This window comes from Polynucleobacter acidiphobus, assembly GCF_003065385.1.
Taxonomy (GTDB): Bacteria; Pseudomonadota; Gammaproteobacteria; order Burkholderiales; family Burkholderiaceae; genus Polynucleobacter; species Polynucleobacter acidiphobus.
Map to the genome: position 1 here is coordinate 1,638,564 of NZ_CP023277.1, position 6,000 is coordinate 1,644,563.

General features: G+C 37.2%; 6 protein-coding genes. 3 read left to right on the forward strand and 3 right to left on the reverse strand.

Features of this window, described 5'->3' with window-relative positions:
• Positions 1–37 precede the first annotated feature (37 nt).
• Entirely contained in the window at positions 38–1,249 is a 1,212-nt protein-coding gene (locus AOC32_RS08595) for a tyrosine-type recombinase/integrase (RefSeq protein WP_108509064.1), read from the forward strand.
• Positions 1,250–1,274: 25 nt separating this feature from the next.
• Here the strand turns inward: AOC32_RS08595 and AOC32_RS09785 are convergent, their stop codons facing one another.
• Entirely contained in the window at positions 1,275–1,481 is a 207-nt protein-coding gene (locus tag AOC32_RS09785) for a helix-turn-helix domain-containing protein (RefSeq protein ID WP_159074931.1), read from the reverse strand.
• Positions 1,482–1,950: 469 nt separating this feature from the next.
• On the opposite strand from AOC32_RS09785, the gene AOC32_RS08610 reads away from it, so the two are divergent.
• Positions 1,951–3,063, forward strand: a complete 1,113-nt coding sequence (locus tag AOC32_RS08610; RefSeq protein WP_108509067.1) for a hypothetical protein — start codon at positions 1,951–1,953, stop codon at positions 3,061–3,063.
• Between the two features lie 9 nt (positions 3,064–3,072).
• Positions 3,073–3,882 (forward strand): hypothetical protein, encoded by an 810-nt coding sequence (locus tag AOC32_RS08615; protein ID WP_159074932.1) that lies wholly within the window; start codon positions 3,073–3,075, stop codon positions 3,880–3,882.
• Positions 3,883–4,269: 387 nt separating this feature from the next.
• Here the strand turns inward: AOC32_RS08615 and AOC32_RS08625 are convergent, their stop codons facing one another.
• Together AOC32_RS08625 and AOC32_RS08630 are read right to left on the reverse strand one after the other, a co-directional pair.
• On the reverse strand, positions 4,270–4,845 hold the full coding sequence (locus tag AOC32_RS08625; RefSeq protein ID WP_108509070.1) for a tyrosine-type recombinase/integrase: 576 nt from the start codon (positions 4,843–4,845) through the stop codon (positions 4,270–4,272).
• An 878-nt stretch (positions 4,846–5,723) separates the two neighbouring features.
• Positions 5,724–6,000, reverse strand: a 277-nt coding sequence (locus AOC32_RS08630) for a hypothetical protein (protein ID WP_159074933.1), incomplete at its 5' end; no start/stop codon positions are given.

The following is a 6,000-nucleotide window of genomic DNA, read 5'->3' on the forward strand; positions in this document are numbered from 1 at the left end:
CGCAGAAAATTTCTAACGACAGCACACTACGCTGTGTATGAATGACCTTCGGTTTATTTTCACCACAACCACCGAAAAAATACCCTCATCCCTAAAACTCTTTGACGGCAAACTCACTGTCTATAAGCGTTCGCAGTCCGCGCAATGGCAATGTCGTTTTAAGCTTAGTAATGGCAAATGGCACAGTGCGAGCTGTGCGACTACTGATTTAAATGCAGCACAACAACAAGCAGTGGTGCTGTATGAGACTGTTAAACTCAAAGTGGATGCGGGTTTAGCGATTCACACGAAAACATTTGGACAGATTGCACGTGAAGAAATTACACGCTTAGCACGAGTAGCGACGACCCGACAGAGTGAGCGCAAATACAAAGACTATTTGTTTATATACGAAAAATACCTCATTCCGTTTTTTGGCAGCTACGCAGTCGCTGATATTAATGATGAAGTAGTTGCCGAGTTCAGTGCGTGGCGTTTAGCTGAGATGGGAAAAGATGCAAAAGCAATTACAAAGAAACATCACGCAATGGCATTTAATCGAATTGTGCAGATTGCACGTGAGCGTGGGTATGTGTCTGCAAATAAAGTCATTCCCCAATTAGACATTAGTGGCGCAAAGAGCGAACCACGTCCTGCGTTTAGCAGTGAAGAGATAACACAACTCTATGCCTATATGCCACTGTGGCAAAAAGATGTAATTCACAAAGACTCAGAAGCAGCACGTATTTTATGCACTGCATATGTAAAGTTTTTAGTCAATACGGGTGTGCGCCACAGCACCGAATCGATGCCACTGCGGTGGAAGCACTTACAGTGGCACTATATCGGTAGTAAGCGTTATCTGCGAATATGGGTGAGCGGCAAAACAGGCGCACGTTATCTAATTGCAAAACACGAAGTCATTAGCGTATTAGAAGAGCTACTTAAGTGGCAACAATTACCGTATCGCACCTTAGATGAAATCATTAAAGCAAAGTTAGATAGACGTATCTTCACGCTTCCTACCGGCGAGATGCCGCACCTACTCGAAAATATCTTTCGACACTTAATGATTAAAAGCGGATTACAAAAGAATGCTGCGGGACAGAATCGAACCTTATACAGCTTACGGCATACCTATGCAACGGAAGCGTTAGCAAAAGGAATTGATATCCACACATTAGCGAAACAAATGGGAACGAGTGTGGTGATGATTGAAAAACACTACAGCAAACTAACGGCAATGATGAGTGCGGAGCGATTGGCTTAAATGTCGTTTTGAAACGACTTTTCATTCACTTACTGCGACCCAAGTTGGGGGGGGGGGGGGAATTTAAAACCGTATCCGCATATTGCGTAAAACCCGAAATCACTTTAATTAATTTATCGGTGGGCTCGATGTATTTCACTCGCGCATCCACATCATCACTGCGATGTTTAATCCACTCCTCTTTTAATAGTCGTTTGTAATGATGCCGAATGGCAGTGTAGCTATGCGGCAAGGAGGAGAATAAAGACTTTACTGTATAAGTTTGATTTGTTTTATATGCAATAACTATCTGCAATAGTAAGTCATATGCTACCAATGAATTAGCAATGGGCAATAACTTCTTATCACAACCTCGTAATAAAAAAAGCTTCGAAATAATTTCAGTTTCTTTATCCACAAACAATTCATTTTTTTATAAGTTTTATAACTATATGTTCAGTTATAAACATAAGCAACTAAACAAACATTTAAATTAAACATTTGTTTTTGCTGTTTGTTCATTTGTAAATTTAATTACAAAAAGCAACAATACATTGCTATGGATAGCAATGAATACACAGAAAAAGAGCTTTTGTATTACAAAACTCGCTTTCTTCAAAAAATTAGCAAAAGCTTAAAACTGACCAATGCTCTATTAGCATTCTTCGCAGTTTTGTATCTTTGCCAATTAGTATTTCCACTCTTTGTTAGTAGTAATTAATATGCAAACACAAGATACACAAGCAAATCAAGCTGAAGAAATCAGTATTGAAGATATCGCTAATTTTATTAAGGAAGAGTTTTGGAAAATTTCTATTTCAGGTTTATTAGGAATACTCTTGTCTCTGATATTGGGTTTTATTACAGCACAGTATCAAGCAAAATTAATTTATACAAATTACAGCGGCATTGACATACCGAGATTAAAGACTTTACAAGCATCGCTACCAAAACTATATGAAGAAGTTGAAAGGAATAATTCTCAAAATGATTTTTTAAAAAGTGAGAAAGTTTGGGAAACATCTGTTAAACCAAACATCTTAATAAAAAAAGCAGATGGCAAAGATTTATTAGATGTATCAGCTCTCACCAAAGCCTCAAACAGTATTCCAACAATCGAAATAATCGGATTTGGCACTACTAAAGCTAAAGCAATTCAGAATGTGGAAACAATCAGTAATTTTTTTATAAATGGCTCTTCCTACCTTCAACTGCGTGATCTTATACGCAATTATGATTTGAGATCAATTGCTGTTGTTAGTAATGCACAAAAGAAAGTATCTGCTTTAGAAATTGAGTCTGTTTATTTAGAAAAACGAATTAAAAATCTAAATTCACTTAAAAATCAATTTCCCAATGCTATCAATGCAGGCAGTCAAGTAGTTGATGCAAAAGATAGTGGAGCAAAGTATCTTCCAATATCGACTCAAATTATTGCAGCAACTACAGATTTAAATGGGATACAGGAACAATTAGCACGACTTAGGGATGAAGAGTCGCAAGTTAAAGTCTATTCAAGCTTTGCAGATAGTGGTAAGAAGATATTGACGGAAACCTCTGACCCAAAACAATTAATTGATAAGCTACTAATAGTTATCGAAGGTATTCAAAAGTCAATTCCCCCTTCAAATACTATTCAGGTTAATGCAGCAGAATCGATTAGAGTTGATTTGAAATCAATTCAAACCGATAACCTATATGGATTACGTCAAATTGGTCAGATTGATGTTTCGAGTCCTAAATATGTCAAATATATAGGTATTGGCTTATTCGGTGGGCTAATGTTTGGCTTTATGCTCAGCATAGCACTTCGATTCAAATCGAAATTTTTCTAAATTATGTCTGTGTCAATAAAGCGTTTCTTTTCAGCTTTACTATTTTTTCTGTTTTCATACTCTGCATACTCTCAAACACAACCCACGAATTTTGCAGCTAAATTTGAATATGACTTAAAGTTAAGTGTGGATGCAAATAAGCGTGCAGCTTATTTAAAGAAAAACAACGAACAACCAAGTGCTTATGAAAAAGTCTTTACTGTGCTTACAGGAACAGTTCAGGTTGCGAATATTGTGGATGACGTTAAATTTACCCAAAACTCTTATCAAATCACATCGATTGGAAATCTCATTGCAGGTCTATCAACTGCACTTGGAGGACAGCGTTTAGTTAGAGAATCAATTGGCACTATTAGCGCAAGTGGGCTGCTTTCCTCTGTGTATCAAGAAAAGCGTGGCAATACGGATTTATTAATTAGCCGTTATGAGCCTCCTAAAAAATCAATTACTTTTTTTAAAGCTTCTTTTCGCAACCCTATTAACTCTACTACCTTAGAAGGGCAGCTTATTGATTTAGTGAATGTAGGCTATCAATTTATCGGTCGCCCTCTTCCCACCAAACCAATCACTTATCAAGTAAGTGATGCACGCTCAGTAAAACGCTATACCCTAATACCCGCTGAAGTTTGGGAATTTCCAATCGACGGTAAAAAAATTAAAGCGACACGGTTTTATAAGACGACGTCTAAAGAGGATACCAATACGTTTGAAATTTGGTTTTCGGAAGGAAAAAATTTTCCAATACGCTCTGTTATTGGACTTAGCGAGCAATACGGCGCAACGATTCAAGTTGATTTGAAGAAATTACCAAATTTATAACGATGCAACGCAATTCTTTAATCGTAATGATTTCAATTTTAGCCATTTGCTTTGTTTTGCTAACACTTATTTTTCAAAACATCTGCACTCCCACTAAAAATGTTGTTGCGAACTCTGCGAACGCATTGATTGAGACTGTTATTCCACAACCTATAAATAATCAGAAGCAATCCGACCCATTAAGTTATGAAGGCGTAAAACGTGTGATTGTGAAATGGGTTTCGCAATACTGCGCTAAGTAATAGAGTTGAATTATTATGCTTAAAAAAGCGTTTCTTCACTTATTCTTAACCCTATTTTATGCTGTAGGTTCTGTTTTCTTAATATTTGGCAATATCTTTATTCATCTATCTGAAAAAATTCTCACTTACTTAGATAAAAAGTAATCTACACCAACTCCACAGCCCTACGCTTCATCTCATCATTCACGTCAATATACGCCTGCGTCGTCATAATACTGCGATGTCCTGCTAAGCTCATTAACACACGCACACCGATACCCTTATTCGCTAAGTTTGTAATAAACGTGCGTCTGCCACTGTGGCTACTTGCGCCGTCAATGCCCACACGCTTATACAGATAGTGGAAGAACTGCGTTAAGGTATTAGCACTAAAACCGTCGCTATTGGCTTTCTGACTATAAAACAGCTTTTGATTGAGATTAGTGGGTATGTATCTACGGCAATAAAGCTCTAACTCTTTACGCAGTCGCTCATTCACAAACACGATACGTGAGTGATTGCCTTTCGTTTGTGTAGCTGAGAGTCGTATTTCTGCTTTTACGACGCCACTGCCGTCGACTACATCGCCGTATGTGAGGCTCGCTACCTCACCCACACGCATTCCACTTAAAAACGTGGTCATTACGATTGCCCGATTACGTGCTGCGTGTTTGCGAGTAGTGACGTAGTCTAATACGCGTCGCAGTTCCGTTTGCGTTAGTGTCTTTGCTTGCTTACTCATTCTCTATTTCTCCTCTAAATCTAAGCATTACTTAAGTAATACTATGTATTCTTTGTTTGTTAATTCCTACCTCTTTTTGTCTGCTGTTTGTGCAATAAATTTCTTTCCACAAAACAATGAGATAGCAGCAGTAGCATTACAGATATAACAAAATTAGTATTTCCTTATATTGGTTTATTTAGTGCAGCACCAATTGATTACTTCAGTTTTGTAGTCAAAAAGCCACATTCACAGCTGAGTATTTTTTAGCTTCACTGCATAGTGTTCTGTGTCGTTAATACAAAGACACGTGAAGATAGCTAAAACGTGCTTATTTGACGTTTTTGACGTATTTAAAGAGTGGTTTTGTAAGTGCAGTGTTTGATGAGTAATGAAGCAAACTGCGTTTGCTTGTGCTTTCACAAAAGCTTCGCTTTTGCTCAGCACGTTTTTTCTTTGTTTTCTTTTTTTCTTATTTCATTTGTTTGATGGATTGCTTATTTGATTACTTAAGTGAGAAGTAATAAAGAGATATAGAACAATATTGATTTTAATGATTACACTGGTTTTTGAGCAAAGAACGGCTATACGCATACTCTTTAAAGTATTCGTTTAGTCGTCCTTACTAATGAACTTCACCATTACTGGTTTCGTCGCATAGTCCTGTAATACAGTTTTACGTAAGACAATCGTATTAAAACTTACAACTCACTGCTGCATTGATTTGCATTGTGAGCAACTGTGCGGCACTTACTTATTACTGTCGTTTGCTATTACAGCAGCAAACGACTAAGTGCAGACGCATTAGCCGTCATATTCCAATCTGCGTTTTTGTCCTTTTTTAGTGCAGTGACTTATCTGCGTGTATTGCCTATTTTTGCCTATTCTTCTTACTGTGTTTATTTAGGTGTTTGTCGATTTGCCTTAATTTTTCTACGTGCTTTTTTAGTATGTCGATTTGCCTTAAATTCTGCTCGTTTTAGTTTTTTGCCTAAATTCATTACTTCATACGTTTGGCGCTTTGTAATACTGCTGCGCTTTTGAGTGTGATTAGCGCAATAGTAAAAGTCCATTAATGTGTCTTTTTGCGCTTCACTTAATAGCTCAATTTTGTGCTTTAGTAAGTAAAACGCGGTCTTTTGCGCTTGTAATAGCCATATGTCCGTTTTTTCAAAC